32 protein-coding genes and 1 pseudogene are annotated in these 26,836 nt (G+C 41.2%); 32 read left to right on the top strand and 1 reads right to left on the bottom strand.

The window, feature by feature from the left end; genetic code table 11:
• The first annotated feature begins 103 nt into the window (after positions 1 to 103).
• The 32 genes and pseudogenes from BQ7483_RS02785 to BQ7483_RS02625 all read left to right on the top strand — a co-directional run bounded on the left by BQ7483_RS02785 (position 104) and on the right by BQ7483_RS02625 (position 26,313).
• Positions 104 to 2,158 carry a hypothetical protein gene (locus tag BQ7483_RS02785; RefSeq protein ID WP_139247513.1) on the top strand — a complete coding sequence of 685 codons (2,055 nt, stop codon included), beginning with the start codon at positions 104 to 106 and terminating at the stop codon, positions 2,156 to 2,158.
• 1 nt (position 2,159) lies between these two features.
• The gene (locus BQ7483_RS02780; RefSeq protein WP_072544757.1) at positions 2,160 to 2,828 is read left to right on the top strand and encodes an acyltransferase; all 669 of its coding nucleotides are present in this window, start codon (positions 2,160 to 2,162) and stop codon (positions 2,826 to 2,828) included.
• A 93-nt stretch (positions 2,829 to 2,921) separates the two neighbouring features.
• Positions 2,922 to 4,271 (top strand): lipopolysaccharide biosynthesis protein, encoded by a 1,350-nt coding sequence (locus BQ7483_RS02775; protein ID WP_072544972.1) that lies wholly within the window; start codon positions 2,922 to 2,924, stop codon positions 4,269 to 4,271.
• A gap of 106 nt (positions 4,272 to 4,377) precedes the next feature.
• Positions 4,378 to 5,694: an oligosaccharide repeat unit polymerase gene (locus BQ7483_RS02770; protein WP_139247512.1), complete on the top strand. Its 1,317-nt coding sequence runs from the start codon at positions 4,378 to 4,380 to the stop codon at positions 5,692 to 5,694.
• Positions 5,603 to 6,658, top strand: coding sequence for an alpha-1,2-fucosyltransferase (locus tag BQ7483_RS02765; protein WP_235847293.1), 1,056 nt, complete (start codon positions 5,603 to 5,605; stop codon positions 6,656 to 6,658). Before BQ7483_RS02770 ends, BQ7483_RS02765 begins: the two co-directional genes overlap by 92 nt.
• Positions 6,659 to 6,684: 26 nt before the next feature.
• Positions 6,685 to 7,344 (top strand): acyltransferase, encoded by a 660-nt coding sequence (locus BQ7483_RS02760; RefSeq protein WP_072544970.1) that lies wholly within the window; start codon positions 6,685 to 6,687, stop codon positions 7,342 to 7,344.
• A 108-nt stretch (positions 7,345 to 7,452) separates the two neighbouring features.
• Complete coding sequence (locus BQ7483_RS02755) at positions 7,453 to 8,373, top strand: hypothetical protein (RefSeq protein WP_072544754.1); 921 nt, start codon at positions 7,453 to 7,455, stop codon at positions 8,371 to 8,373.
• On the top strand, positions 8,370 to 9,320 hold the full coding sequence (locus BQ7483_RS02750) for a glycosyltransferase family 2 protein (RefSeq protein WP_072544753.1): 951 nt from the start codon (positions 8,370 to 8,372) through the stop codon (positions 9,318 to 9,320). The genes BQ7483_RS02755 and BQ7483_RS02750 overlap by 4 nt, the downstream gene beginning before the upstream one ends.
• Positions 9,321 to 9,328: 8 nt before the next feature.
• Positions 9,329 to 10,072: a glycosyltransferase family 32 protein gene (locus BQ7483_RS02745; protein ID WP_072544752.1), complete on the top strand. Its 744-nt coding sequence runs from the start codon at positions 9,329 to 9,331 to the stop codon at positions 10,070 to 10,072.
• Positions 10,069 to 11,160, top strand: a complete 1,092-nt coding sequence (locus BQ7483_RS02740) for a glycosyltransferase family 4 protein (RefSeq protein WP_235847292.1) — start codon at positions 10,069 to 10,071, stop codon at positions 11,158 to 11,160. The genes BQ7483_RS02745 and BQ7483_RS02740 overlap by 4 nt, the downstream gene beginning before the upstream one ends.
• Entirely contained in the window at positions 11,154 to 11,480 is a 327-nt protein-coding gene (locus BQ7483_RS02735; protein WP_072544751.1) for a cupin domain-containing protein, read from the top strand. The genes BQ7483_RS02740 and BQ7483_RS02735 overlap by 7 nt, the downstream gene beginning before the upstream one ends.
• Before the next feature lie 52 nt (positions 11,481 to 11,532).
• Positions 11,533 to 12,255, top strand: a complete 723-nt coding sequence (locus BQ7483_RS02730) for a WecB/TagA/CpsF family glycosyltransferase (RefSeq protein WP_072544750.1) — start codon at positions 11,533 to 11,535, stop codon at positions 12,253 to 12,255.
• 35 nt (positions 12,256 to 12,290) lie between these two features.
• A pseudogene (locus BQ7483_RS02725) lies at positions 12,291 to 12,605 on the top strand (UDP binding domain-containing protein); the annotation flags it as partial.
• 21 nt (positions 12,606 to 12,626) lie between these two features.
• Positions 12,627 to 13,667 (top strand): hypothetical protein, encoded by a 1,041-nt coding sequence (locus tag BQ7483_RS02720; RefSeq protein ID WP_139247511.1) that lies wholly within the window; start codon positions 12,627 to 12,629, stop codon positions 13,665 to 13,667.
• A gap of 7 nt (positions 13,668 to 13,674) precedes the next feature.
• Positions 13,675 to 14,091: an STAS-like domain-containing protein gene (locus BQ7483_RS02715; RefSeq protein ID WP_072544748.1), complete on the top strand. Its 417-nt coding sequence runs from the start codon at positions 13,675 to 13,677 to the stop codon at positions 14,089 to 14,091.
• Positions 14,092 to 14,106: 15 nt separating this feature from the next.
• Entirely contained in the window at positions 14,107 to 14,604 is a 498-nt protein-coding gene (locus BQ7483_RS02710) for a hypothetical protein (RefSeq protein ID WP_072544747.1), read from the top strand.
• 3 nt (positions 14,605 to 14,607) lie between these two features.
• On the top strand, positions 14,608 to 15,354 hold the full coding sequence (locus BQ7483_RS02705; protein ID WP_072544746.1) for a WecB/TagA/CpsF family glycosyltransferase: 747 nt from the start codon (positions 14,608 to 14,610) through the stop codon (positions 15,352 to 15,354).
• Between the two features lie 83 nt (positions 15,355 to 15,437).
• Entirely contained in the window at positions 15,438 to 16,721 is a 1,284-nt protein-coding gene (locus BQ7483_RS02700; RefSeq protein WP_072544745.1) for an AAA family ATPase, read from the top strand.
• Positions 16,718 to 17,416, top strand: a complete 699-nt coding sequence (locus BQ7483_RS02695) for a hypothetical protein (protein ID WP_139247510.1) — start codon at positions 16,718 to 16,720, stop codon at positions 17,414 to 17,416. Before BQ7483_RS02700 ends, BQ7483_RS02695 begins: the two co-directional genes overlap by 4 nt.
• A 7-nt stretch (positions 17,417 to 17,423) precedes the next feature.
• On the top strand, positions 17,424 to 18,752 hold the full coding sequence (locus BQ7483_RS02690) for a UDP binding domain-containing protein (protein WP_072544743.1): 1,329 nt from the start codon (positions 17,424 to 17,426) through the stop codon (positions 18,750 to 18,752).
• 227 nt (positions 18,753 to 18,979) lie between these two features.
• Positions 18,980 to 20,149: an AAA family ATPase gene (locus tag BQ7483_RS02685; protein WP_072544742.1), complete on the top strand. Its 1,170-nt coding sequence runs from the start codon at positions 18,980 to 18,982 to the stop codon at positions 20,147 to 20,149.
• Positions 20,136 to 20,624: a hypothetical protein gene (locus BQ7483_RS02680; RefSeq protein ID WP_083535629.1), complete on the top strand. Its 489-nt coding sequence runs from the start codon at positions 20,136 to 20,138 to the stop codon at positions 20,622 to 20,624. The genes BQ7483_RS02685 and BQ7483_RS02680 overlap by 14 nt, the downstream gene beginning before the upstream one ends.
• 979 nt (positions 20,625 to 21,603) lie before the next feature.
• Positions 21,604 to 21,897, top strand: coding sequence for a hypothetical protein (locus BQ7483_RS02675; protein ID WP_013616424.1), 294 nt, complete (start codon positions 21,604 to 21,606; stop codon positions 21,895 to 21,897).
• 10 nt (positions 21,898 to 21,907) lie between these two features.
• Positions 21,908 to 22,084: a hypothetical protein gene (locus tag BQ7483_RS02670; RefSeq protein ID WP_013616425.1), complete on the top strand. Its 177-nt coding sequence runs from the start codon at positions 21,908 to 21,910 to the stop codon at positions 22,082 to 22,084.
• 13 nt (positions 22,085 to 22,097) lie between these two features.
• Positions 22,098 to 22,427, top strand: a complete 330-nt coding sequence (locus BQ7483_RS02665) for a hypothetical protein (RefSeq protein WP_013616426.1) — start codon at positions 22,098 to 22,100, stop codon at positions 22,425 to 22,427.
• Between the two features lie 9 nt (positions 22,428 to 22,436).
• Positions 22,437 to 22,721, top strand: a complete 285-nt coding sequence (locus tag BQ7483_RS02660; protein ID WP_013616427.1) for a hypothetical protein — start codon at positions 22,437 to 22,439, stop codon at positions 22,719 to 22,721.
• Between the two features lie 15 nt (positions 22,722 to 22,736).
• Positions 22,737 to 22,994 carry a hypothetical protein gene (locus BQ7483_RS17810; protein ID WP_072544741.1) on the top strand — a complete coding sequence of 86 codons (258 nt, stop codon included), beginning with the start codon at positions 22,737 to 22,739 and terminating at the stop codon, positions 22,992 to 22,994.
• Between the two features lie 726 nt (positions 22,995 to 23,720).
• The gene (locus tag BQ7483_RS02645) at positions 23,721 to 24,101 is read left to right on the top strand and encodes a single-stranded DNA-binding protein (protein ID WP_013616429.1); all 381 of its coding nucleotides are present in this window, start codon (positions 23,721 to 23,723) and stop codon (positions 24,099 to 24,101) included.
• A 361-nt stretch (positions 24,102 to 24,462) separates the two neighbouring features.
• Complete coding sequence (locus BQ7483_RS02640; RefSeq protein ID WP_013616430.1) at positions 24,463 to 24,777, top strand: hypothetical protein; 315 nt, start codon at positions 24,463 to 24,465, stop codon at positions 24,775 to 24,777.
• Between the two features lie 11 nt (positions 24,778 to 24,788).
• On the top strand, positions 24,789 to 25,310 hold the full coding sequence (locus BQ7483_RS02635; RefSeq protein WP_013616431.1) for a hypothetical protein: 522 nt from the start codon (positions 24,789 to 24,791) through the stop codon (positions 25,308 to 25,310).
• Positions 25,311 to 25,720: 410 nt separating this feature from the next.
• Positions 25,721 to 26,035, top strand: coding sequence for a hypothetical protein (locus tag BQ7483_RS02630; RefSeq protein ID WP_072544739.1), 315 nt, complete (start codon positions 25,721 to 25,723; stop codon positions 26,033 to 26,035).
• 23 nt (positions 26,036 to 26,058) lie between these two features.
• Positions 26,059 to 26,313 (top strand): LPD11 domain-containing protein, encoded by a 255-nt coding sequence (locus tag BQ7483_RS02625; protein ID WP_013616433.1) that lies wholly within the window; start codon positions 26,059 to 26,061, stop codon positions 26,311 to 26,313.
• Between the two features lie 72 nt (positions 26,314 to 26,385).
• Here BQ7483_RS02625 and BQ7483_RS02620 read toward each other — a convergent pair whose 3' ends face one another.
• Positions 26,386 to 26,808: a DUF2867 domain-containing protein gene (locus tag BQ7483_RS02620; protein ID WP_013616434.1), complete on the bottom strand. Its 423-nt coding sequence runs from the start codon at positions 26,806 to 26,808 to the stop codon at positions 26,386 to 26,388.
• Positions 26,809 to 26,836 lie beyond the last annotated feature (28 nt).

The raw sequence follows: 26,836 nt of genomic DNA, 5'->3' as shown, positions 1-26,836 counted from the left end.
GTGAATTATATTATCGAATAAACCGATATATTTTTACTAAATAAAGATGGTTCATAGTCAACCTCATGATTAATATTCCATATTAAATCAATAAACACCCAACATGGATAGAATATCAGATAAAAAGAAATGCATGGCGTCTTTAGCTGTTTTTCGCGTTTTATATAATGGCAAAAAGGACATCTATACTATTATCTCAGAATTCATCAAACTCATCATCGCCAATAAGAATATTGTTCATTTTGAATTACAGGAAATGATTGGATGGATTTGTACAGAATATGGATTCAAATTACCAGAAGCTGTAGTCAAACGAGCCACCAACCGCCTGAACTTTTTGGATAAAAACAGAACACAATATACTGTAACAACCCAATTAAATGGTAAGGAATGCCAAGACATACAAAACAAACTATCTGAAGCCCAAAGTGAGAATGGCCATCTTATTGAATCTCTATTATATTATGTAAAAACAAAGCATGCGAATTTATTAGAAAAAACCAACTATGAAGAAGAACTAAAAAAAGCATTCTATTCTTTTGTGATAGATGAAAAAGCCGTTTCACCTGAATATGGAGCAGTCATAAGCGGGTTCATCGTTTCCATTAATAACGATAATAGATTAATGAACCAGCTTAACAAAATTAGACAAGGAATGATAATTTATGTCGGACTTACATATAATACAGATTACCATGTCATTGATCAAATGGACATGCCGCTCTATATTTATTTCGACACAGAAATCCTATTCAGTATGGCAGGCTACAATGGCACACTGTACCAAACACTATTCGATGAATTCTTTGATTTAGCTCTGCAAATCAATAAACGCTCCCACAAAGCGCCTATTCACTTCCGTTATTTCACAGAAACTAAAATAGAAATTGAAAACTACTTTTCTGCAGCAGAAGATATAGTAAACCATAAGCAGCAGTTAGACCCATCCAAGCAGGCCATGACATATATCGTTACATCCTGTAAATCTGCTTTTCAAGTACAAGAAATGTTAGTTGATTTTTATGAAAAGTTAAAATCCCATAATATATTATTAGATGCACAAGAGTCTTATTATGACAAAGAAAACATGCAATTCTCTATTGAACACAACACAGCATTAGAGGAACTTAGGAATGAATATAATGAGGATGACCTCTTTAAGAAACTAAAGCTATTGAACTATATTAGCATAAAGAGAGGAAGTAAAAGTCAGAAGATATTTCACAATATAGGTCACATATTAGTTTCTGCAAATAAACTGACTTTCAAATTGTCGCACCATAAAAGTATCCACCAAGCAGGTTGCGTCCCTTTAGCAACAGATTTGGACTTCTTAACCAATCGCTTCTGGCTTTTACTAAACAAGGGGCTTAGCAACGAAATGAACTTACATTCATTTGATATTATTACTAAAGCCCAAATCGCACTTTCTGCATTAGTAAATGACGCAGTAGGAGTTTATTATGATGAATTGACAAAAGAAATGACCGCTGGGGAGATTAATACCGAAGAACTCAAACGAAAAATAGCTGCATTACGTCAACTCGCCATTAAGCCTGAAGACATAAACCAATCAAACGAAGACACTTACATTAATATCATTGATATTGATGAAATTGACAGATATATTGCAGAAAAACAACAAGCGGCTGAAAAACAACGTAAAGACACAGAACAATTAAAAGGCAAAATAACAGAGCTCGAGTCATTAAATTCTCAACACAAACAAAAAATACAAATGATGGCCTATAAGTTAGCAGAAGAGAGAAACCAAGTACTAAAAGAAACTTACGAGCAAAAAAAACAAGAATACGATATTAGAGAATCAAAGTGGATTGCCTCTGAGTATAAAAAGGAAAAAAATAAATGCTTAACAATTGTTCTTTTATATTCTTTGGTTGTTGTTGTACTCATTACATGTTCTTTTTTTAATAAAGTAAAATGGATTAGTACAATTTCAGCTATAGTTATGATTATTATTCCTTTCATAAGACCACTTATAGACCATATTTATATCAGAAAAGCCTACATCTTCTGTTTTAAGAAAACAGCAAGAGAACAATATAAAGCAAAACTTAAAAAAGAATATAGAGATATGGAACCTAATCCTATTTTAGAAGAAGTTACTATAGATGATATAATCAAAGAGCTTAATTAATATGATACCCGACAAATTAAAAAAGCTATTCTCTCTGAACATTGTAAAGACTTTATACGTAAACTTCTACTACTTCCCTTTTAGTACGGCTCTCAAGTTTCCCATATTGATTTATAGAAATGTTAAATTAAGCCGGATAGCGGGAAAAATAACAATTAACGCATCGGTTCGGAGTGGACTTTTAGCAATTGGGAAACGAAATATCGGTACATTGGATCATAAGAACGTCAGAAGCATTTGGGAAGTACGTGGAGAAGTCATCTTGGACGGAAAAGTCAGTTTAGGCTCGGGCAGCAGGATTAGCGTTGCCTCTGATGCCGTATTACGGTTTGGAGACAATTTTTCCATGACGGGAAATAGTAGTATCGTCTGTCAGAAGAATATCAGCTTTGGGAATGATTGCCTGCTTTCATGGGACATTCTAGTAATGGACTCTGATTTTCATAAAATACTCAACTCGCAGGGCGAAACCATAAATGCTCCCTCTCCCATCCGCATAGGCAATCACGTATGGATTGGATGTAGAAGTACCATCTTAAAAGGTGTACAAGTTGCAGATCATTCAGTGATTGCTGCTGGAGCAATTATTACGAAAACACTCCCTGATACTCATTCCATTTATGGAGGTAATAATTTAAAATTGAAAAGTGGTATTGATTGGAAAGGATAAAAATAGTCAAACATTTAAGCATATAAAAACTTAAACAAATCAATAAATTTTACATCTATAAAAAACATTGATTAATATAGCCATTTGATTTTCATGACGTTAATAAAAAACTTTTTTCAAAAAGGAAATCCTCGAACAATAAAAGCAAAAAAGAATATTGCAGCCTCGATAGGATTAAGAGCTATTAGTATATTGGTATCATTACAAATCGTACCTATTACTATTAATTATATTAATCCCACTCAGTATGGTATTTGGCTAACATTAAGTTCCATTGTCGCATGGATTTCTTATTTTGATTTAGGTTTTGCAAATGGATTTCGGAACAAGTTTGCAGAGGCTAAAGCCATTGGTGATATGAAGATGGTAAAATGCTATGTCAGCACGACATATGCCATCTTGTCCATATTGTTTTCATTTGTATTTCTCATTATTTTTGTTGTAAATCGTTATTTAAATTGGAGTTCTATTTTGAATATAGATATATCTTATAATGAGGAACTTAAAATTGTATTTGCCATTTTGTCATGTTTTTTTTGTATAAATATTGTAGCAAGCATTTTTACTACGATGTTAGCTGCAGATCAAAGACCTGCATTAGCTGCCTTAATTCAAACCTGTGGCCAGGTACTTGCTTTTGTATCAATTCTTATACTGACACATACCACAGAAGGTAGTCTCACAAAATTAGCATTTATATTCTCTGGTGTACCTTGCATATTGTTGGTCGTAATTTCTATCATAACTTTCAGTAGAAAAAAATACAAAGAAATACGCCCTTCTATCTCGCATGTGCAATTTGGTTTATCACGAAATATCATTGGCTTAGGAAGTCAATTCTTTATTATAATGATTTCCATGCTGGTTATCTTCCAATTTATCAATATCATGTTATCAAGAATCCAAGGACCGGAAGCAGTAACACAATACAATATAGCATACAAATATTTTAATGTAATCAACATGGGAATATCTATTATACTTACTCCATTTTGGTCTGCTTTTACAGAAGCATATACACAAAAAGACTTTGCATGGATGAAATCGACTCAACACAAACTGGAAAAATTATCATTGATATGTATCCCTATTTATACTTTGATGATTATTATATCATCTACTTTTTATAAATTTTGGATTGGTGAAAGTATCCACATTCCTTTATCTCTAACAATTACCATGGCAACCTATTCATTTGCACAAAGCTATGGTAACATATATATGTATCTCATTAATGGAATCGGAAAAGTACGCCTGCAGTTAATTATTTATTTAACATTTGCTCTGATTTCAGTACCGATAATGTATATCTGTTGTAAGATGTGGGGGATAGAAGGAATTCTAATTCTCCCTATTATCATATTTGCTACACAAAGTACCACCGGGAAAATTCAACTAAAAAAAATTATTTCGAATAATGCCATGGGAATTTGGAATAAATAAATAAATAATAACTCTTATGTTAGGAATACTCCTTTTAACAATATCCTTAATACTATACTTCCAACCAAAATACAAATATATATCATATTTTCTATACCTCAGTTTCATGATGGGTTATAATGGAGGTTTCGGTTTATGGACAGATAGTGTACTACAAATTCAGAATAAAGATATTGCTATAGTATATACATTTGCGATAAATATCTATTTGATAGCCAGCGGTAAATTCCATTTACCAAATCTTCCATGGATCAAATATTATAAGCTACTGGTATTATTTATCATTGCATGTGTACTTTTCTCTCTGACATATTATGAATTCTCGCCTTACCAAGTATTGCAGGGAGGAAGAAGTTATTTGTTGTTGGCTTCTTTACCAATCTTAACACAAATTAAATATACAGAACTTTACAAACTCCTCCAGCTATTAATCTTGGTGGCTGTAATAACAAGCGGCCTGTATATTTTGCAAATCGTTTTCGGACGTCCCATTATGCCTTATGCCGGTGAGGGGAGCTTGGATCAGACAGTCGGATTAATCCGACTTTACAATTCGCCCGCTAATTTAAGCTTCTATTTAACGCTATCATTTATTGCCCCACAATATTTTAAAGGGAAAATCATAGTTTACCGATTATTATTCTTTACAGCCTTGATGTGCACATTGGGACGTACCGGCATCTTTACTGGCATCATGATGGTATTCCTTTCGCTTGCCATGACCGGAAAGTTTTCCAATATCAGCAAGTATGCCATACTTATTGGCATTATGCTTATCCCGTTTTGGGGTACCCTGAGCAACCGTTTTGAAAAGGGAAATACTCAAAACGATTTGCAGCAAATCCTACGGGGTGATTTTGGCAAGAATTATGAAAGTAGCGATGCTACTATGACTTACCGTTTTGCATGGGTGTATGAAAGAGGCAATTATATGATACATAGACCTATATGCGAACAGATTTTCGGTCTTGGGCTTATTTCCGAATCGCAAAAACGTACACACCAATTATACCATTTTAATATCGGACTATACAATGGAGAAACAGGTCATATCAACCAGTTATCCACACCGGATATTGCATACGGTAATCTGTTAGTAAACTTGGGATTTGCCGGACTGATTATTTACATCGTATTTTTTGTCCATTTGACAGTTTTCTTCTTCAAAAACAGAAAAATACACCCTGTATATACCGTATGTTCCGCAGCTACAATCATAATGTTAATATCATCTTTCTCTGGAAGCGCTTTTTCGCAACCACAAACATTCAGTATTTATTTCATCTTCATACCTATCTATTTATCCATAAAAAAGAAATACCAGCAACAACATGAAACTAATTCACATAGAATCCGGTCTGGGCAATCAAATGCTCTCCTATTGCGAGTATTTGGCCATGCAGGAAGCGAATCCGGCAGATGATTTATACATCGAAACTATTATCTATGATATTCCTGAATGCAACCAGGTAACTTGCCAATGGAACGGATATGAGTTAGGGCGCATATTCAATATTGAAGCCCCGGACATCAAAGACAGAATCGCACCGGAAGATTGGGCCAGATTGATGAACGAAATCCGAGAAAGTAAATTTTGGAAGAAGAACATGAACTACCCGGTCTATTTCACACAGGCTTTCCGAAACATTGGTATTGACTTGGTCAACACATTCGGGAACTTTGAGGAACCGCAATTTTGGGGAGACCAGTTAAGAAAAAGTGATTTTAAATCACATCTCAAGCGAAAACTTAAACACACTTTGCCTTATTGCCACCTACAGATGTGGAAAGCGCGACGTAAAGTTCCGGCAGACAAGTTGGACTGTACAACAACCTTGTTCCCCAAAACTAATCAGCCGTTATTTGCGGGCCAAAAACTGCTTTTCAAATACAAAGGTAGCGGAATAGAACACATTGAAAATAAAATACGCAAGACTTTTATTTTTCCACCCATAACCGATGATCGAAATCTGTTAGTTTTTAAACAAATAACAGCAACCAATTCAGTTGCCATCCATGCCAGGAGAGGAGATATGCTGGGATTCAATTATCCCTGTTACGTGACTGGCTACTTCAAAAGAGCTGTCAAGCTTATACGGAAACATGTACCTCGTCCTATGTTTTACATCTTTTGCGACCCAGGAAGTGTACAATGGGCCAAAGAGAATTTCAACATCCTAGGTTTAGACGGTGCAAAAGACGCTATCACTTTCATAGACTGGAATAAAGGAAATGAAAGTTTCCGCGATATGCAACTTATGGCGCAATGCAAACATCAGATTATCACAAATAGTTCATTTGGTTGGTGGGGGGCATGGCTCAACACGAATCCTGATAAGATTACGTGCTCGCCCAGCTTTCGTATCAACACAACTCATACAGTATAGTGGAAATCACAAAATATTACCATATCATGTATTTTGGATATTTATATAACAAGTACAAAGAAAAACAACTCAAGAAGAAACTCGGCTTTTGTGGAAGAGACAATAACATCTTGCAGCCCTGCCATTGCGGATTTCCGCAAAATGTTTATTTGGATGACTATACACTCATCCAACCAAACTGTACGATTATCATTACTCCCCCCGGGAAATTCGTAATAAAAAAATACTCATCCATCTCATGCAATGGCATGATTGTTACTGGTAACCATATACCTACGGTAGGATTAAACCAACGAATCATTGGACGCCTACATATCAATGACAACGAGAAAGGTGTGTATATTGATGAAGACTGCTGGTGTGGTGCAAACGTTACCTTATTGGGAGGAACACATCTAAAGCGTGGAGTTGTCGTAGGTGCCAATTCATTAGTGAATAAAGAAATTCCTCCGTATGCAGTCGTCGTAGGAAGTCCGGCAAAAATCATCGCCTCCAAGTTCACATTGGAGCAAATTATAGAACATGAAAAAAAGCTTTATCCTGAAAGCGAACGGATGAAACGAGAAGAACTGGAAGAACTATTTGAAACCGTATTCAAAGGCAAAAAAAGCATAGGTACAGATTATCTTTCCCCGCAAGACAAAGAAAGAGCGCGTCAATATGCCTACATGCAATATGAACTGTAAAAACAATCCCGAAATGTCATCAAATACAATAACACAGCAGAGAAATTCAAGCATTCAACTACTGCGAAAAATAATATTCTTTCACCATTTATCAATAAATACATCTAAATGATTCATATTATCGTATTCTCATTCAACCGCGCCCTACAATTAGACGCATTGCTCGCAAGTGTCCAGCAACATTGGAGTAAAACCGCACATCAATTAGCCGTTTTGTATAACACATCAAACGATGAATACCAAGCCGGGTATAATATATTGGAGAGGAGATATCCCCAATATCAATTCATCAAAGAGACCAATGGAAAACATCGCTATCCATGTAAAGACTATCTATCATTCTTCAACCTAAAGAAATTAATAAGATACAAACATTGCAGGTGGCAAAAATCCAACTTCAGAGATTTACTAATTGAAATTGTTACAAAAAGTTCCTGTAAACAGATAATGTTTCTTACGGATGATTCAATATTTATCCGAAAAATTGAACTGAACGATGAAATACTAGAATGGATAAATCAAGACTCCAATCAAAACTCTTTTTCCTTACGTTTAGGTAAATCCATCAATACGCCACAAAAACAATTACCCCCTCCTATAAGTAACATCATAAGCTGGAATTATTCAGACTACGATAAATCTAATAATTGGGGATATCGTTTTTCTGTTGATGGACATATTTACAGCAAACAATTAATGATAAAATTGATAAAGAATATTATTTTTAACAATCCATCTACATTAGAAGCACATCTCCATAACTATGTACACACACACAATCTTCTCAATAAAGGGAAAACTGGAATCAATCCCTGTCTATTGAGTTACCCTATCAACATGGTTCAAACAATAGTCAACAACAAATCACTAGGAGTATCTGAGACGCTTTTAAATGAATATCTCCTGCACGGGAAACACTTAATTTACCCTATACCTGAACACCCAACAGAATTCCAACAATATCCTGAATATATTGTACTGAAAGGAACATCTGGCATAGAAGAACTAAAAATCAACTATGAGCAATGAAATTCTCAATTATAACTCCAGTATACAATCGTGAAGATACGATTTGTAGATGCATTGATAGCATCACAAGAAATTTGCAATGGGGAATTCCTATTGAACATATCATTGTAGATGACGGTTCTGCAGACCGAACTGAAGAATATATCCGTTCCTATATTTCCAATACCAAACACATTAAGTTCATAAAATTCTCTCAAAATAAAGGCACAAATGCAGCAAGGAATGCAGCTATAAAGAATGCAACAGGAGAATACTGTATTATTTTGGATAGTGATGATTATTTCACAAACACAGCTATTAAGGACATAGCCACAACCATTCAGGCGCATCCAACATACCGACATTATCTATTTGTACCCAATGATATGTTAGATGCATATCAAAAGAATCCCTTACTGAAGAACAAAATAGAGCAAGTCATTACATATCAAGATTTCCTCACAGGAAAAGTTTCAGGAGATTTCATACATGTAATAGAGACCAATATACTCCAGGCATTTCCCTTTGATGAATATCTTCGTATATATGAAGGTGTATTTTTCTTAAGGTTCTATCGAGAAGCACAAAACATTTTATTCACAAATAAAATTATAACAATCCGAGAAAGGAGCCGTAAAGACAGTGTAACACGCACTACCATTAGGACAAATAAGGATATTATAACTCGAAAAGTAATTGCTACAGAATTATATATCCAATGGTATGGCAATGACTTGAAAAAATATGGTTATACAGACAAACTATATCAAAATTACCAAAGTCTTCTTGAAAATCTTCTTTTATTAGAGGATTACAAAAAGGCGCAGAGGATTATCACAACTGATTTACCAACCACTAAGCCTGTATATAAAATAATATATCATCTAAGATTAGGGAATCTATTCAGAATTAGTCTAGCTATCTTCCTAAAAATTAAATACAACATACTAAATACACAAGTGAAATAAACATAAGTATGATTCCTAAAACTATTCATTATTGTTGGTTTGGAAGAAATCCACTTCCACCATTGGCTATTAAATGTATTGCATCATGGAAAAAGTATCTTCCCGACTATGAAATAAAAGAATGGAATGAAGATAATTTCGATGTCAATATCATTCCTTATACAAAAGAGGCATACGAAGCGAAGAAATACGCCTTTGTGAGTGATTATACCCGATTTTGGATACTCTATCATTATGGAGGACTCTATTTTGACACAGATGTTGAAGTTATCAAACCATTAGACGATATTATAGATCGAGGAGCCTTTATGGGATTGGAGAGAGATTATGAAATAGGGGCGACTATGCAATATTGCACAGTCGCCCCTGGCCTTGGCCTAGGTTGTAACCCTGGCCTTGGCCAGTATAAAAAAATTTTAGATTTTTACGCTACTCTACATTTTCGAAATAAAGATGACACGCTAAATCTGAAAACTATTGTTGAATATACTACCAATTTATTAATCCAAGATGGATTATCATGTATATCTGGTATTCAAAAAATCGGAGATATTTATATCTATCCATCAGAATACTTCTGTCCCATCAATATCATTACAAAAAAAATGCATATAACAAAAAACACACGGACTATTCATCACTATATGGCATCATGGCAAGAAACTAATTTTTTAGAATCTACTAAAAATATACTTAGAAAAATTATACCTCAAAAAATTTTATTATGGTATAATAGAAAAAGAAATAAATGAAAATGGAAATCATTATTACATCTCCTTCATTAGATCCTAAACAGAATGTAAGTGGCATTTCTTCTGTTACACAATTCATTATTCAAAATAATAAAAAAATCAAATACGTCCATTTCGAATTAGGTAAAAAAGATAATGAACGAGGAGGAATTTATAGAATAGGCTCTATCCTTAAATGCCTATTCTTATGGTGGAAGACATTATCCAGATATCCGCAAGCAATTATCCATTATAATTTTCCATTATCAAAGGCATCAATACTGAGAGATCCACTATTCATAGGAATTGCCAGAATCAGAAAACGTAAAATGGTGATACACCTGCATGGTGGGAATTTTCTAACAGCTCCTCACATTCCTTTTTACTTAAATGTATTACTTAAAAAAGTATTTGCACTATCTGTTCCTTTTATCGTTCTCAGTGAACTTGAAAAAAAACTCATTCAAGAACGATTTAACTGTACCGACATTAATGTTCTTCCCAATTGCATTGATTTAAAAGATGCTGAGGAATTTGAAAGAGAACCGAATGTCCATAACCCTTTAACCATCGGATATCTTGGAAGAATAGCGGAAACAAAAGGAATGGATTACCTCCTGGACGCATGCATACAAATGAAAAAAACGGGAATACCTTTTTTTCTGAGAATAGCCGGCAAAGAGGAAATCAAAGGTAAATATATACCAACTTTCCAAAAAGAATTGGGGGATCATTTTATTTATGAAGGGGTCGTATCCGGAGAAACAAAAAATAAATTCTTAAAAAGTCTGGATGTATTTGTCTTACCATCCTTTTTCGAAGGTCTCCCTATGTCTTTAATCGAATGTATGAGTTTCGGAGTTGTTCCGGTGACTACACATGTCGGTTCAATCGGAGAAATAATAAATGATGGAGATAATGGCTTATTCATCAACATAAAAGATTCTCAGTCAATCATCCAGCAAATTGACAGATTAGAAAGAGACAGAATGTTGTTATCAAAATTGTCAAATCATTCTAAAGAATACATCATCAGGACTTTTAATCCCCTAATATATATTGACAAATTAAACAAGATTTACGCTAAGACTTGTCATCCTAAATGCTGAAACACCTATCCGATATTCTCCCCCAGCCTACCGCCCACGGCGTTGGACAAAAACGCGTCCTACTCAGCCAAGCAGAAACGGATACGAACCTGACACAAATAGCCGTCACTACCCTGCAAGCAGGAGAAGCGGCGGAAGAACACTCCCACCCGACCATGGAGGAGTGTTTCTTCTTTCTCAACGGGGAAGCGAAGCTGATCATTGAAGGAAAAACCGTTACTTGCCACGAAGGGGACTTTGTACTGGTGAAGTGCGGGGAGAGGCATCGGCTGGAGGCGGTGAAGGAAACGAGGGTGCTGACGATTGGGGTTCAAATATGAAAGATGAAATATCAAATATTAAATATTAAGATATTACGTGGATACAAATAAATTGAGACTGAAAGATATACGGCTTGTCACCAGCCGCAAAGAGCTGGAACGCCTGCCGGAAGGCAAGTTCCTCATCAACACCATCAACGCGCACTCGTATAACACAGCACTGAAGGACCCGCTGTTTGCGGAAGCGCTGATGAAGGGGGATGCGCTGATACCGGACGGGGCAAGCATCGTGATGGCGTGCCGCTGGCTGAAGGCGAAATGCCAGCCACAGGAACGCATCGCGGGATGGGACCTCTTCGCGTACGAAATGGAACGGCTGAACCGGCGAGGGGGCACGTGCTTCTTCATGGGGAGCAGCGAGAAGGTGCTGGGCCTGATACGGGAGAAGGGGGCAAAGGTGTATCCGAACATCCACATCGAGACGTACTCGCCACCCTACAAGCCGGCATTCAGCGAGGAGGAGAACCGGGCCATCGTCAACGCCATCAACCAGGCCAACCCGGACTTGCTGTGGATAGGGATGACGGCGCCGAAGCAGGAGAAATGGGCGTACAGCCACTGGGAGGAACTGGACATCCACTGCCACTGCGGAACCATCGGGGCGGTGTTCGACTTCTTTGCCGGAACAATGGAACGGGCGCCGCTGTGGTGGCAGGAGCACAGTCTGGAATGGCTGTACCGGCTGATAAAGGAGCCACGGAGGATGTGGAGACGGTATATCATCGGGAACATGCTGTTTCTGTGGAATGTCCTAAAGGAAAAATGTAGCTCCTAACAGGGTTACAGAATAGCGGTAGCCGGAACGGGCTACGTGGGACTTTCGACCCGCAGAAGGAGCAGCCATGCATCATCGGGGTGTTCCGCCTGACCATGAAATCGAACAGTGACAACTTCCGCCAAAGCTCGATACAGGGGGTGATGAAGCGCGTGAAGGCCAAAGGGGCGGAGGTCATCATCTACGAACCGACGCTGGAGGACGGCTCTTCGTTCTTCGGCTCGAAGGTGGTGAACAACCTGGAGGCTTTCAAGCAGCAGGCACAGGCCATCATCGCCAACCGCTACGACGCCTGCCTGGACGACGTGAGGGAGAAGGTGTATACGAGGGATTTGTTCCAGAGGGACTGAGGGCAAATATCAAATATAAAAATGAAAAAGCTCTACTCGACACAAAAATACAAAAGATTCAACAAGCAACGTTCTTTGCACGTGTTGCGGCGAATGTCTGCGCCGAAAAGGGAAGCATACCGAAACATGCAGAGAAAAAGGCTACGAAAGATGGAGCGGTTTTACCATGATGCCATGAAGGCTCCAGCAGACTTTCGTTTTCTGAACAATACGGCAGAGTGTGCAGACTTCTTCCAGAAAATCCGAACAAAACGTAACTATCATCTGCGGAACAACCGAAGGATGATGACAATCAACCTAAAGCATGTGGCACAGATTGATTTTGCCGCAGTGATGACATTGGCAGCTATCTGCGAGGAACTTCGTTGTGAGAAAATACACGTGAATGGAAATTTTCCGAAAGACAACGATTGTCGCAAGTATTTGATTGATTCCGGATTCCTCAATCAAAAATATGATGAGTTCAGCCACCTCTACACGCTGCAGAGCAAAACGGAATTCATGTCCTTGGAACGAGGACAGGAGAGATTGCGATTGGAGGATCTGAAGAATATCAGTAACCTGGCACTACACATATCGGCGCATCTGTCAAGGAAAGAAGAAGAAAACTTGAACTTGATAACTTTGCTAAAAGAAATATGCGGAAACTCTGTAGAATGGGGAGATGCATACAAACGCCAATGGAGTATGGCCGCGAAATTTGAAGAAGGAAAAGTGATATTAGTGGCTGTGGACTTGGGACAAGGGATTCTAAACACTCTGTACAGAAAATACGCTGAAAAACTGAAGGATTTTTTTACACAGAAAGAGGATTGGCAGATACTGGAAAGGGCTTTTGACAGAAAATATGAATCGGCTTCACACGACACAAACAGGAACAAAGGACTTCCAAGTATTAAGAAAGCAAGCGAAGAGGGAATCATCAAAAAATTATCGGTGGTGACAAATAATGTGTGTCTGGCGTTTGATAATAGCGGCAAAAAACTTACTTTTGCGGATAGCAAAACGGCTTTCATGGGTACTTTATATCTATTTGAAATAGATGAAACGTGTATAAAATAAATGTTTTATGATTTTTAATATATCAAAAGATTATTCTCCTTATACGGGTATACGCCATTGTGAAACCAGTGATTACTCTGGCGAGGATTTTTATCACAAGAAGTTGAATGAGGCTTTTAAAAAAGCCTTCGAACAGAATGAACAATTGGTTCTTGTGCTTGACGGCAGCAAGGATGGATATGCTCCCTCCTTCCTGGACGAAGCATTGGGAAATCTTGTGTATGACTTTGGAGAGGAAAATGTGAGGCGGTTAGTGACAATCGTGTCAGAGAGAGAATCACAGTGGAAAACGATGCTGGAAACCCGTACCTATCCGGAATGGGAACAAAGAAGGAAAAACAATCAACCACCCAAGCAAACAGCAAAACATCCTGCATGGTACAGGCTCGTGAATGGGAAGTTAGAATGTAGAGTGTGGAACTGACAACTATAGAAACGGATGAATTGTACAGATATAATTGCCATTGTTTCTGTGGTTATTGATTTCATTGGGATCATCGCCGGAGCCGGAGTTGCAATATGGGTAGTGAACTCCATACAGAAAAAAATCGATAATTTACGTTCTATAAAGGACCACCTGATAAATGAAATTGTCGATATCCGGGGGCTTTACAGAGAGATGATAAAAAAAACCATCAATGGCGAATACAGACCTCGTGATGTGAAAAGGCAGCTACGGCTACTCAGTGCAAGAGTTACAGACTTGATAAGTCTGACAAATGCCCAGTTTAATAATTGTGTAAACAGAGATTTTCTTCTGCCATATCAACTGGACTTGAATATTATGATTACGTATGATGAGAATTTTGTAAACGCATTCAGAAATAATGCACAATTTTCTCTTAACGCAAATTCACAGAATACTCTTGCACGCTTCCTGGCAGAAAAGGATCATTTGTTTAATGAATTGATAATCATTATCAATAAAGCCCAATAATCAATGACACGAAATACAAATATCGTGCAGACAAAACTGAGACTGAAAGACATACAAATCATCACCAACCGCCAAGAACTGGAACGCCTGCCGGAAGGCAAGCTCCTCATCAACACCATCAACGCGCACTCGTATAACACGGCACTGAAAGATTCGCTATTTGCGGAAGCGCTGATGAAGGGGGATGCGCTGATACCGGACGGGGCAAGCATCGTGATGGCGTGCCGCTGGCTGAAGGCGAAATGCCAGCCACAGGAACGCATCGCGGGATGGGACCTCTTCACGTACGAAATGGAACGACTGAACCGACGGGGGGGCACGTGCTTCTTCATGGGGAGCAGCGAGAAGGTGCTGGCCCTGATACGGGAGAAGGCGGCAAAGGTGTATCCGAACATCCGCATCGAGACGTACTCGCCACCCTACAAGCCGGCATTCAGCAAAGAGGAGAACCGGGCCATCGTGGACGCCATCAACCAGGTACAGCCGGACCTGCTGTGGATAGGGATGACGGCACCGAAGCAGGAGAAATGGGCGTACAGCCACTGGAAGGAGCTGGACATCCACTGTCACTGCGGGACCATCGGGGCGGTGTTCGACTTCTTCGCGGGGACGATGGAACGGGCGCCGCTGTGGTGGCAGGAGCATAGCCTGGAATGGCTGTACCGGCTGATAAAGGAACCACGGAGGATGTGGAGGCGATACGTCATAGGAAACATGCTGTTCCTGTGGAATGTGGCAACGAAGGGATAAGGCCTAAAATATTTCTGTTTACTTTGTACTTCAGATTGTTTATCTTATCTTTGCTATAACTATATACATTACAAAGACGAACAATGAAGGATTTTAGAATACATATCGAAGAACTTGGCCCCATCACAGACGCTGATATCACATTGGCACCTGTCATGATTTTCACAGGAGCTTCCAATTTAGGGAAAAGTTACACGAACTTCCTGACTTACTATATCTTCAACCTGTTTTCCGGCGACAGGTTAAAGGACTTTATCCGGACTAAAATAACAGAGGATACAGAGAGACTAAAGGAATTTAACTTTTCTTTTACGATAAGCGAACTGAAAGCATGGATGGAGGAAGATGTCAGGAGGTTCTTCGTGTATCTGCTGAACTATCCGGATATCCCTTGCCGCATTCAATTTAACCCTACAGAATGTACGGAAAATGAATTTGCTGTGAGATATACACAGGATGTTTCGGGTATCGTAAAAGAGGTACCCAAAGGGCTGGACTTAGCGATGGTCAGCATAAACAATGAAGATCATTATATATACGTTCTCCAATCAAAAGATAAAATACAGGAAATTTGCTTTTTAACGTCCAAATATTTATGCAAGAAGTTATTGGGCAGGGAAATCAGTCACGCCTATCTGTTGCCGCCGGGACGAGCCTCGCTCCTGAATGAAAGCTATTCTACGCAGGCGCAGTCGAGCAAAATAGGTATGTATGACATCTTTCTGAAGGATTTCGACCTGATCAACAACCGACGGATGAAGGACATGCAAAAGACGATCAGGCAGGCGACAGATGCCAAAACGGTGAAAATAAGGGAGATGATCAATGGAGAGGTGAACAACAAGAAGGAAGGTCTTGTACTTAAAATAAACGAACAGACGGAATTGCCCCTGAGCGCAGCCGCTTCATCCATCAGAGAATTAAGTCCGGTAATCCTTTGGATGCAGACTAACGATCTAAGCAAGGACTCCATGTGTATCGAAGAACCGGAAGCTCATGCACACCCGGAAATGCAATATAGTATTGCTGACTTACTGGCCAGCTGTATCAACGAAGGCGCATTGATGCAAATCACAACGCACAGCGACTATTTCCTGGCCAGACTGAACCAGCTGATCAGACTGGATAAGGTGAAACGGAACATACCGGAAACTTTTGAGAGTTTTTGCGAAAAAAACGGATGGGACAGGAACCTGACATTGGACGGATCTCTGGTAGGCGCGTATTATTTTCATGCCGATGATGCCGGACAGACAATCAAGGTGGAAAGAATGAACAGTGAAAATGGAATTCCCTTCGCAACCTTTGTGAAAGCGGTACAGGAACAAATTGAATGGAATGACCTTTTAGAAGATACAGAAAGATGATTTTGTATGACAAACTGACTAAGGTTTTCGATACCCGATGGTTCCTGTTAAAATACGATGGAGGGACTTTCTGTGTCAAGGAGCAAGAGGCAGGCGCGTCTGTAAAAGAAATCGTATTTGAATATCACGGACAGCTCATGAGCATACACAAAGATATATTCAACAAAACAGATTTCCTATATAAGGATGATGCTGATACGGAAAGAGGAATGCCCCCATTAAAACATGGTTGTGATGCCGTACTGGTCATTGAACGCAGAGAAGAAAGATTCATCGTATTCGTTGAACTGAAATCGGGATATACGGAAGGAAACATTTCCAAAGCAGAAAAGCAATTATCAGCAAGCTACTTCCGCACGATGTTCCTATTGTCCACCCTGGACGAAATGCCATACGACCGATACAAAACATGTGGCATTATTGTATCACATCCCATCGAAACTGAAAGACTAACACTCATTCAGAAAAAGATGAATACGAAACGGGGAGCTTTGTCCAGATTTGAAAGGCAATGCCTGAAATTCTCCAAAATGGAACCGGCTAACTTCCCCGTCAATCGAATGTATTCCCAATTATACAAATTGCCCATCAAGGATCATTTATTCTTTGACGAGCTCCCAACATTTCATGTCAAAGTGAACCGTAATGCGGAACAAGGAAAATTTAATTTGGATTCTATTCTGAAACTATTGTAATACTGATATGAAGGACTATAAGATTGCAGTAGCCGGAACGGGCTACGTGGGACTGTCGATCGCGACGCTGCTGGCACAGCATCACCCGGTGACGGCGGTGGACGTGATCCCCGAAAAGGTGGAGAAGATAAACCGGCGAATCAGCCCGATACAGGACGAGTACATCGAGAAGTATCTGGCAGAAAAGGAACTGAACCTGACGGCAACACTGGACGGACGGAAGGCGTACGGCGACGCGGACTTCGTGGTGATAGCGGCACCGACGAACTATGACCCGGTGAAGAACTACTTCGACACGAGCCACGTGGAGGAGGTGATAGACCTGGTGCTGGAGGTGAACCCGGACGCGACGATGGTGATCAAGAGCACGATACCGGTGGGATACTGCCGGAGCCTGTACGTGAAGTATGCGCAGGTGTTCAAGGAGACACCGGCCCTGCAAGGGAAGCGGTTCAATCTGCTGTTCTCGCCGGAATTCCTCAGGGAGAGCAAGGCGCTGTATGACAACCTATATCCGAGCCGCATCATCGTGGGCTATCCGAAGCAGATAGAGGGACGCGACGAGGAGAACGAGGCCATCCGCGCCGTTGCCGGGGAGCACCTGGAGGAGAAGGCACGGGAGTTTGCGGCGCTGCTGCAGGAGGGGGCCATCAAGGAGAACATCCCGACGCTCTTCATGGGGATGAAGGAGGCGGAGGCGGTGAAGCTCTTCGCGAACACGTACCTGGCGCTGCGCGTGAGCTACTTCAACGAGCTGGACACGTATGCGGAGGTGAAGGGACTGGACACGAAGGCCATCATCGACGGCATCTGCCTGGACCCACGCATCGGGACGCACTACAACAACCCGAGCTTCGGCTACGGGGGATACTGCCTGCCCAAGGACACGAAGCAGCTGCTGGCCAACTACCAGGACGTGCCGGAGAACCTGATTCACGCCATCGTGGAGAGCAACCGCACGCGCAAGGACTTCATCGCGGACCAGGTGCTGCACAAGGCGGGGTATTATGACTACTACAACCGGGGGGACTTTGACCCGAAGAAGGAGCAGCCGTGCACCATCGGGGTGTTCCGCCTGACGATGAAATCGAACAGTGACAACTTCCGCCAAAGCTCGATACAGGGGGTGATGAAGCGCATCAAGGCGAAGGGGGCGACGGTAATCATCTACGAACCGACGCTGGAGGACGGGACGACGTTCTTCGGCTCGCTGGTGGTGAACGACCTGGAGGCCTTCAAGCGGCAGTCGCACGCCATCATCGCGAACCGCTACGACGCCTGCCTGGACGATGTGAGGGAGAAGGTGTATACGAGGGATTTGTTCCAGAGGGACTGAAATCAAATATAAAATATGAAATATTAAATATCAAATATCAAATATAAAATATAAAATATTAAATATCAGATATTTCATCCCTGCCACGGTGCGGGAGGCAGGAGGAAGTAATTTCCCAATACTTTTTAGGTGGTTCGGGATAGTCAAATGAAAAATAAGGGCATTCATTTGACTATCCCGAACCTTTTAAGTATTTTTGCCAATAGGAATAACCAATCTGCTTTATCATGGAACTGACGATACGCAACTTCGGACCGATCAAGGACGCACAGATAGATTTCGGTGACCTGACTTTCCTCATCGGACCTCAGGCCAGCGGGAAAAGCCTGTCGTTGGAACTGCTGAAACTGATCATTGACAGACAGCACATCATCTCAACCCTCCGGAACTACAACTATATACTGAACAAAAAAGATGCAACCAACATTCTGGAAGGATACTTCGGAGAAGGATTGTCGAAGCTGTTCAAAGAGGAAACTGAAATATATTGGGGCAATGAAAACTTTTCACCCCAAGAGTTGCTGAAAACATTATCAAGACAGAAAGCTTCGGAAATGCCCAAAGAATCTGTATTCTACGTACCAGCCCAAAGGATATTGAGCATCGCTGACGGACGCCCCAAGAACTTTATGGAATATGATACTTCAAATCCGTATGTATTACGTAGATTCAGCGAAACTCTAAGAGTATTCATGCAAGGAGGATTGGGCAATCCGGATACTATCTTCCCCATGAGAAACAGATTGAAGGGAGCGGTAAAAAATTCTATCAACCAAACCATCTTCCATAATGGTAAGGTGGTTGTCGACAAAACTGGAGACCAACGAAAAATGAAACTGGAGATAGACAACTTGAGAATACCCTTCATGGCCTGGAGTGCAGGACAAAAGGAATTCATGCCGTTGCTGCTGGGTATCTACTGTCTGTCGGGACCTCCTACACAGGTGGTAAAAAAAGAGGATTATGAATGGGTAATCATTGAAGAGCCTGAAATGGGACTGCATCCACGGGCCATCCAATCGGTATTGCTGGAAATCATCGAGCTGATGAAGAACGGATACAAGGTAATCGTATCGACGCACTCGACGATATTCCCGGAATTCGTATGGGCCTTCAACAACCTGCGGGGACTGGAAGAAGAAGATTTCAAAACAGCCATGAGCAAAATGTTCAACATATCCATCTACTCAACTGCAGCCAATCTGTTTGATAAATTGAAAGAAAAAGATATAAGAACATTCTATTCGGCCAAACATTCAACGACCAAAGGAGTGACCTTTGCGGACATATCTACGCTGGACGCACTGAGCGAAGACACGGATGTGTCGGAATGGGGAGGCCTCTCCAGTTTTGCCGGAAAATCATCGGAAATCGTCAGTCGCTATGGGGTACAATAGAAGAAGAAGAAAGAACACGGGAAGCAATGCCTTCAAGAAAGCGGTAGAGAGTACACCGGAAATAAGTGGAGGATATCGGGCCGGACTACAGGCACTGAAGGATGGAGAAAGGGGGCTGATAGATACAGAGAATACCCTACTACTGGAAGGAAGTGTGGACATCGATGCCTGCACGCGTGACGCTTATCCTGAAGACGCACGATGGGACTATGCCATAGGATATGACAAAAAAGCATACTTTGTTGAAATACATTCGGCTGACACAAGCAATGTAAGTGAAATGATCAGCAAAGCGAATTGGCTGAAGAACTGGCTGAATACGAAAGCTCCAGCCTTGAATGCATTGGAGTCTGACAACACATTCTACTGGATACCTTCGGGAAGATGCAAAATCTTACCGCTATCGCCGCAATACAAGAAGCTGGCACAAAGCAACATCCTGATAAAAAGCAGATTCAAATTGCCTGTGAAATAACGGGGAAAACGACTTTCCTGAAGAAGGAGAGCTTCAGACAATTTGGTTGTGACATACCTTCTCTATCCAATATCGCAACGTGGCCAATATCAAGATTTTTTTCTGCACCATCCGGCATGCAAGGGGAAGAGGAAAAAGCAGATGTCTGAATGTAGGGACGCACCCCGGTGCGTCCGGCCTGTCTCTCACCCAGCGCATGACACTGTGTACGTAATGGATCCCGCATCGAGTGCGGGATGACATGAATCTGGGAAATTTCTATACATCCTTTGTAATATATTCAAAATCAGCACTATACAAAATCCATATTGCTTTTAAGGAACAAATTAGAAACAAAACTGTCTTTTTTTATAATTCTGTGTTTTTTTCTTTTCATTTGATTTCATTCTTTGCACTTGGTAACATTTGAGTGTCTCAACAAGTAGACTTCTGGCTCAAATATCCCCTTGCAAAATCGTCTGACTTTCCCAATATCTAATTTTGCAGCCAAAAGAAAAAACACATTATATGGTTCAATGGCGACAGGATAATGCAAAGATACAATTTTTCATCAATAGGCAGTCACATTTTCCTGCCTAAATACAGTTTAGTTTAATTTAGCCTATATATAGAGCTAATAAACCAAACTAAACTGAATTTCGATGCCTTGATCAAATCACCGAAAAACTCTCTTCCCCCCTTTTTATTTTTTCGCTGCACCCCTCTTTTATACGGGAAGCATCTTCCGATACTCCGCACACCGACTTTCGACCTTCCTGATAAGAATTATGTCGCGAAGGTATATGTCATGCCCCATTGTTCACAAGGTCAAGTCTGCCGATTCTCACCAAAATCTCCACCTCGGTTTCACTGAGGTTGTATTTTGCTGCGAAACCTTGCCGGAATGTTCCATGACACCTTTTGTTGCGCCAAAATTTTATCAAGCCCGAAAGTAGCGGATGCTACCAGAGGGAAGAAAAAAACTTAAAATATTGAGATTATGGCAAATTACGCAACAAACAATTTCTTTGCACAGACAGAGAACGAAAAAGACCTTATTACGATTGAGCAGTTCATAGAAGAGAATTTCTGTGATAGCAACATTGCGAGACATGGACAATGTGTCGAGAGTGAATTTTACTCTAAATGGGAATGTCCTCAAAAAGAAATGGATGAATTGATTGCCTTGCTGGAAGCACCTAAGCGAATTTACATTCGCATACATTCTTATGAGCTTGCGAATGAGTATGTGAGCTTCAGGACGTTTTCAAATGGAGTTTGGAACATCAAATAAAGACAGGTTTATGTACGAGAATGAAGAACAGTCCGACATTATAGGTAAGAGCTGCACCTTGCTTACCCCGTACAAGGGTTATACAGAGGGAACTGTTGTCGGCGACTATGGGGACAGAATCATTGTCTCCCTAACCAGCGGAAAAGAAATATCCGAATACCGAGATGAAGTAATCATTTATGAATAATAAGAATATACTTATGACACCGATAGCAAACAAATTTGTCCAGTGGGAAGTGCCTGCACTGGAGACATTGCGGAATAGCCGTGCGTACAAACTTCGTGAGAGCCTCAATAATGGAGGCAAGTTGAGCCGTGAAGATAAAAATTGGATAACCCGCAGCGTGAAGGAAAGCGTTTATTTCAAGCGAGGAATTGCCTTAAATGGCTATCACTTCGATTTCTCGGATGTCCTTAAGCGGTATTTTGTGAAACAACATGGGTTCATCTGTGAGTATTATGCCATTGACAAGACTGCATTAAGGTCAATATTGTACGGCAGAATAGATGACATTGTAGAATTAAATTAAGACAGGTATATGGGAAAATATCAGTTTTATCAAGACTGTAAGGTTACAGCCTGGGAACGTGATTATTTCACTGTGGAAGCTGAAAGCTACGAAGATGCGGAAGCCATTGTCCGTTCATGGAAATGTGAAGATGTTTCGAATATCATTGACAGCCGTTTGTGCTACGACGAATGGCGTGCGTTACCCGATACATCGGAATGTATGTCCCCCGATGAAAACGGTGGCAGTCCGACAATCGAGGTATATAACTCTGTTGGAAAAGTTATTATAAACAATGCTCCTGAAAAGGCTTAATCAAAATAGATTGTCATGAATGTAACGATAGAACATATCTTCTGTCCCTATTGCGAGGAAGTGATAAACCTGTATTTTAGAATTATGAATACGATTCTCTTTTCGTGTAATGAAGCTGAACTTCGCACAAGTATGGAACGTCTAAAGAAAGAGACCAGGCTTGACGAGTATTTCATATTCGGTTATGAGGCACATCATCTGTGGCTATGCCAGAGGAAACCGAGCGATAAAAACAAGGTCTTCGAGCATCGCATCATGATTGCCCGTTTCTGACCTTGCTGTATATGTATAGATTGCATTTTCTGGATTATTCAAGGTCATATTCTCAATACGCCGTATTGAGAATATGTACCTTCGATACTTTTTTTATCATGGCTATTTTCCGGGGGCAGGGATTCCTTTTTTATTTTCTTTTGGCTGCACCACACCCTTTTATTGCACATTCCATTCGCTGCGGAGCGACCCTCATGCTTTTGCCCGCAGGGGGCATTCCTGCCCGCTTTCCTGCCTGCCTCCTGCTTCCCATTGCAGCCGGAACAGACGCCTGACGGATGCTTTGCGCAAAGCCGGCTGTTGAACTTCCGGTCATGGCCCTCCACGCAGGGCTTTTTGGCCCGCCATTGACTCCTTTTTGCCGCTTCAATGTCAAGCGGGTGTGGCTGGCCTGCCGACTTCATGCCGGCACTACGGGGAGAATATGCCTGCTTGCGCCTTGCGGACACGTCCTTCCGAAGCCCGTCGCTTCGTGTTCTACTTTTTCACTACTGCTTTTGGCCGAAGTCACAATCATTTTCCGCCGCAAAGATAGTATGCGGTCGGGAGCGGCTTGACAAGCCTTGACCAATGCACAGCTGTACAAATCTTCCTTTATCGGGCCTGCGGTTTTGGGGGACCAAAAATAAAGAGTATTTGCTGGCAGTCCTTGGTGCATCCCTTTGCGACACCTACTTTTTTGGGCATCGTAAAATTGATTTGTTTAACTTCTAAAAGCATTGAATTATGAAAAAGATTGAGAACACATTCACAGTGACAGGTTTCGTAGGTAAGGACGCTGAAATCCGCAGTTTCACCAGCGCAAGTGTAGCACGTTTCTCCCTGGCCGTAGGCCGTCAGGAGAAGTCCGGCGATCAGACCAGCCGGGTGTCCGCTTTCCTGAATTTTGAGGCGTGGCGCAAAAACGAGAACAAAGGGTCTTTCGACTACCTGGCCAAAGGCACCCTGCTTACCGTGGAGGGCTATTTCAAGCCCGAAAGATGGACAGACAAAGACGGCATCGAGCATAATAGCATCACGATGGTAGCCGTCAAGTTCTACCCGGCAGCGGAAAAGGAGGAAGCCCCTGCGGAGCCGGCAGCGAAACCGAAACGGGGCAAAAAATAACCTCCTGCTTCCCGGTCAAAAGCGGCCTTCGGGTCGCTTTTCTTATGCTCATTGTTATTCTCCTCGAGCCTGTTCCTTTTATACTGTATCCATGCCGGTCCCGCCGTCCATTGATTTTCCTGTGCAAAGTTAAGCCGGGCGGGAACCGTCAAGGCGCGGCTACATTTGTGGTTAACAACCATCAACTCGCAGGCTCGTCAATACTTCTTGAACACAAATGCAATCGTCATGGACTGTCCGCTTCCTCCTTGCCTTGTTCCCTCCTTTCCGGCTTGTATCCTGCACATAAAATCAAATCCCGTCGGAAGAGGCGAAACCTCTGAAGAGAGGGAAGAAAAACAAACAATTAAAATCATATCAAATGGAGAGAATTTACAGCTTCAAAGGATGGGTAAAAGCAATCATCGACAATGAAAACGCAGAAGTTCTGTGTCAGTTGGAAGAAAATGGGGTCGGCAATATAGGGAAAAAGACTCTGGTTGAAATGGCGAAAGCGCAATTTGAACACTGGAAAGAGTTTTGCCAACTACTTGACACAGAGAGTAGAATAGCGGTGCATGTTTGTGTATACGGCAATGACATTCTACCCAACGGCTTGCTTTGCCGGAAAGAGCACGAATGTGTCTATAGGGACTTCGTTAAAATTGAGCCGCACAGGAAGAATATTAACTTATAAAATTAAAAGACATGAAACAGATTATTTGGTCGAGCGAGGACAGGTTGGATGATAATGCAAGAGAAAGATACCAGGAATTTCAGCGTGAGGTGCAAGATGACAACACTTACATTGTCAGTGAAGAAGAATGGGCGGACGAGGTGTACGGCTATTTGGATGACGAACGGCATAACTTGAACAAGCACATTGACGGCGTTATCATGGTGTTTGCCGATTTAGGGCTGTGGTATGGCCGGAGGCAAGGCTACCAAATACTGGGCAGCAATATCGCCGACATATTGCACTCCCAATGTGATGAAGCCGAGTGGTACGGTGATGGTTACAACATTCGGGGGCGCATGATTCACCATGACGGAACAAACTATGTTTTGTACCGTATAGCCAAAGACAGGGACGAAGCGGAACGCATTGCCGCCAAAATCTACAGTGGGGAAATCGACGAGGAAGGCTTTCGCCGGAGAACCCGCTCCCTCTATCCGTATGTCGCCGATGTTTACGGCTGGAAGACCAGAAACCGTAAAAAGTCCGCGTGAGAATGACAAACATGGCAATGAATGCCGCAGCCGTCTATGGGATGTGTTGCGGCATATTCCTTTCATTCTGCATGAAAGACCCTTTTGCGGGCCGGGCAACCTGTTCTGACTCATCCGGACTAACCTTTATATATCTTTCCCTTTTCTATTATTCTCTGTACACCTACCTCTATAATCCGGACCGTAAGCCGTCTATTGTTTCTGCAAATTTCGATTGCCGCCTGTCAGTCCGCTCAAGGACCTCCTTGTTTGCTGGCGAAAAATCTTCCTCACCGTCTCCGCTGGCGAGCGTATTTTTCGCAGCATCCTTGTTCTTGGACTGGTCGCCAATCCTCGGGCAGAAAAATAAACAGCCTTCCGGTACAGGATTGTATCAGAGGGAAAAAAATCAAACTTAAAATTGAAGCATTATGACATTCAGAGAATTTATGAGCGAGAACGGCTACACGGTACAGACAACCTTTTGGGAAGATTTCACAATAGCCGACCGATTTGGGCTTTCGGCTATCCGGGACACATACAACCGTGCTTTCAAGGAGTGGAATGAGAACTACAAGTTTCTGACCGAATTGGTATTGGTTCTCAATCACAAGATTTGGCAGCATCACAAGAGCCACCCCGAAGTCGCAGCACTTTACAATGACCTATGGAAGCAGGCAGACCTATACGCGGTCGAAAATCTGAAAGATGACGAGTTGAATTATTTTTTTGAAGTAACGGATTAAACAGATATTAAAATAGAAAAGATATGACAAAAGAAGAAGTTTTACAGCATGACAAGAAGTTTCGCTATATGCTCCTGTCCCGAATGCAGTCAGATTGCGAGTATTATCTGAACTATGGCAACAGGAATCCAAAACGCCTGTGGGCTGGCGATGAACAGCGACAAATCGAGTACATGATACTGTTGCATGACAGTTTCAAGGAGGATGAGAAACCGCAATGGCTGACAATGGATGAAATTATCGACTATCAAAAGAGAATGCTTGAGCCTGTCGCCTGATGCGAAAAGTAGCTGCAGCCGTCCTGATGGTGGCGGCTGCGGCATTTGCTGAGGTCTATCCCAACTCCTTTTTTATCGGCCACCGACATTCACTTCTGACATTTTTATTTTATTCAATGCCATGCGGCATAATAATTTATGAAAAGGTTTTATGAAAAAGAAGTATATCCGTCCCAAAGCATTGTGAAATTTAACGGATGTGCAGATACTGATTGCCTGCTCCGATTTTACCAGCTCGCCACACTCAATCTTGATTTCAAGAAATAGATGCCTGTCGTCTTTTTCAATTTGTATGTGATTGGTGGAGTTTTCCGTTATAAGGTCGTTAAAGCCGTTACTGGCTTTCAGCCCGAACCTTTTTACAATTTTATTCCGGATATTGAAAAGCAACCTTACAAGAGGAGGATAGTCGGAGAAAATCATGTCGTACACCTCCTGTGCCGTAATCTGCTTTTTCGTACATACACTTATCGAATATTTGTCTATGTAATCCATTTTACTGTTTTTTATTGCAACATTGCAC

The organism is Mediterranea massiliensis, assembly GCF_900128475.1.
In the GTDB taxonomy this organism is placed as follows: Bacteria; Bacteroidota; Bacteroidia; order Bacteroidales; family Bacteroidaceae; genus Bacteroides; species Bacteroides massiliensis_E.
Note: the sequence above shows the minus strand (reverse complement) of the source record. Positions and strands in the feature narration are given on the sequence as shown.

Coding starts and splice junctions, on each gene's coding strand:
- BQ7483_RS02675 (WP_013616424.1), top strand. CDS start 21,604: ATGGCAAATTACGCAACAAACAATTTCTTTGCACAGACAGAGAACGAA.
- BQ7483_RS17810 (WP_072544741.1), top strand. CDS start 22,737: ATGAATGTAACGATAGAACATATCTTCTGTCCCTATTGCGAGGAAGTG.
- BQ7483_RS02690 (WP_072544743.1), top strand. CDS start 17,424: ATGAAGGACTATAAGATTGCAGTAGCCGGAACGGGCTACGTGGGACTG.
- BQ7483_RS02630 (WP_072544739.1), top strand. CDS start 25,721: ATGACATTCAGAGAATTTATGAGCGAGAACGGCTACACGGTACAGACA.
- BQ7483_RS02780 (WP_072544757.1), top strand. CDS start 2,160: ATGATACCCGACAAATTAAAAAAGCTATTCTCTCTGAACATTGTAAAG.
- BQ7483_RS02750 (WP_072544753.1), top strand. CDS start 8,370: ATGAAATTCTCAATTATAACTCCAGTATACAATCGTGAAGATACGATT.
- BQ7483_RS02755 (WP_072544754.1), top strand. CDS start 7,453: ATGATTCATATTATCGTATTCTCATTCAACCGCGCCCTACAATTAGAC.
- BQ7483_RS02735 (WP_072544751.1), top strand. CDS start 11,154: ATGCTGAAACACCTATCCGATATTCTCCCCCAGCCTACCGCCCACGGC.
- BQ7483_RS02720 (WP_139247511.1), top strand. CDS start 12,627: ATGAAAAAGCTCTACTCGACACAAAAATACAAAAGATTCAACAAGCAA.
- BQ7483_RS02635 (WP_013616431.1), top strand. CDS start 24,789: ATGAAACAGATTATTTGGTCGAGCGAGGACAGGTTGGATGATAATGCA.
- BQ7483_RS02665 (WP_013616426.1), top strand. CDS start 22,098: ATGACACCGATAGCAAACAAATTTGTCCAGTGGGAAGTGCCTGCACTG.
- BQ7483_RS02710 (WP_072544747.1), top strand. CDS start 14,107: ATGAATTGTACAGATATAATTGCCATTGTTTCTGTGGTTATTGATTTC.
- BQ7483_RS02715 (WP_072544748.1), top strand. CDS start 13,675: ATGATTTTTAATATATCAAAAGATTATTCTCCTTATACGGGTATACGC.
- BQ7483_RS02680 (WP_083535629.1), top strand. CDS start 20,136: ATGGGGTACAATAGAAGAAGAAGAAAGAACACGGGAAGCAATGCCTTC.
- BQ7483_RS02640 (WP_013616430.1), top strand. CDS start 24,463: ATGGAGAGAATTTACAGCTTCAAAGGATGGGTAAAAGCAATCATCGAC.
- BQ7483_RS02620 (WP_013616434.1), bottom strand. CDS start 26,808: ATGGATTACATAGACAAATATTCGATAAGTGTATGTACGAAAAAGCAG.
- BQ7483_RS02645 (WP_013616429.1), top strand. CDS start 23,721: ATGAAAAAGATTGAGAACACATTCACAGTGACAGGTTTCGTAGGTAAG.
- BQ7483_RS02775 (WP_072544972.1), top strand. CDS start 2,922: ATGACGTTAATAAAAAACTTTTTTCAAAAAGGAAATCCTCGAACAATA.
- BQ7483_RS02685 (WP_072544742.1), top strand. CDS start 18,980: ATGGAACTGACGATACGCAACTTCGGACCGATCAAGGACGCACAGATA.
- BQ7483_RS02705 (WP_072544746.1), top strand. CDS start 14,608: ATGACACGAAATACAAATATCGTGCAGACAAAACTGAGACTGAAAGAC.
- BQ7483_RS02660 (WP_013616427.1), top strand. CDS start 22,437: ATGGGAAAATATCAGTTTTATCAAGACTGTAAGGTTACAGCCTGGGAA.
- BQ7483_RS02700 (WP_072544745.1), top strand. CDS start 15,438: ATGAAGGATTTTAGAATACATATCGAAGAACTTGGCCCCATCACAGAC.
- BQ7483_RS02745 (WP_072544752.1), top strand. CDS start 9,329: ATGATTCCTAAAACTATTCATTATTGTTGGTTTGGAAGAAATCCACTT.
- BQ7483_RS02785 (WP_139247513.1), top strand. CDS start 104: ATGGATAGAATATCAGATAAAAAGAAATGCATGGCGTCTTTAGCTGTT.
- BQ7483_RS02695 (WP_139247510.1), top strand. CDS start 16,718: ATGATTTTGTATGACAAACTGACTAAGGTTTTCGATACCCGATGGTTC.
- BQ7483_RS02770 (WP_139247512.1), top strand. CDS start 4,378: ATGATGGGTTATAATGGAGGTTTCGGTTTATGGACAGATAGTGTACTA.
- BQ7483_RS02740 (WP_235847292.1), top strand. CDS start 10,069: ATGAAAATGGAAATCATTATTACATCTCCTTCATTAGATCCTAAACAG.
- BQ7483_RS02625 (WP_013616433.1), top strand. CDS start 26,059: ATGACAAAAGAAGAAGTTTTACAGCATGACAAGAAGTTTCGCTATATG.
- BQ7483_RS02760 (WP_072544970.1), top strand. CDS start 6,685: ATGTATTTTGGATATTTATATAACAAGTACAAAGAAAAACAACTCAAG.
- BQ7483_RS02670 (WP_013616425.1), top strand. CDS start 21,908: ATGTACGAGAATGAAGAACAGTCCGACATTATAGGTAAGAGCTGCACC.
- BQ7483_RS02765 (WP_235847293.1), top strand. CDS start 5,603: ATGAAACTAATTCACATAGAATCCGGTCTGGGCAATCAAATGCTCTCC.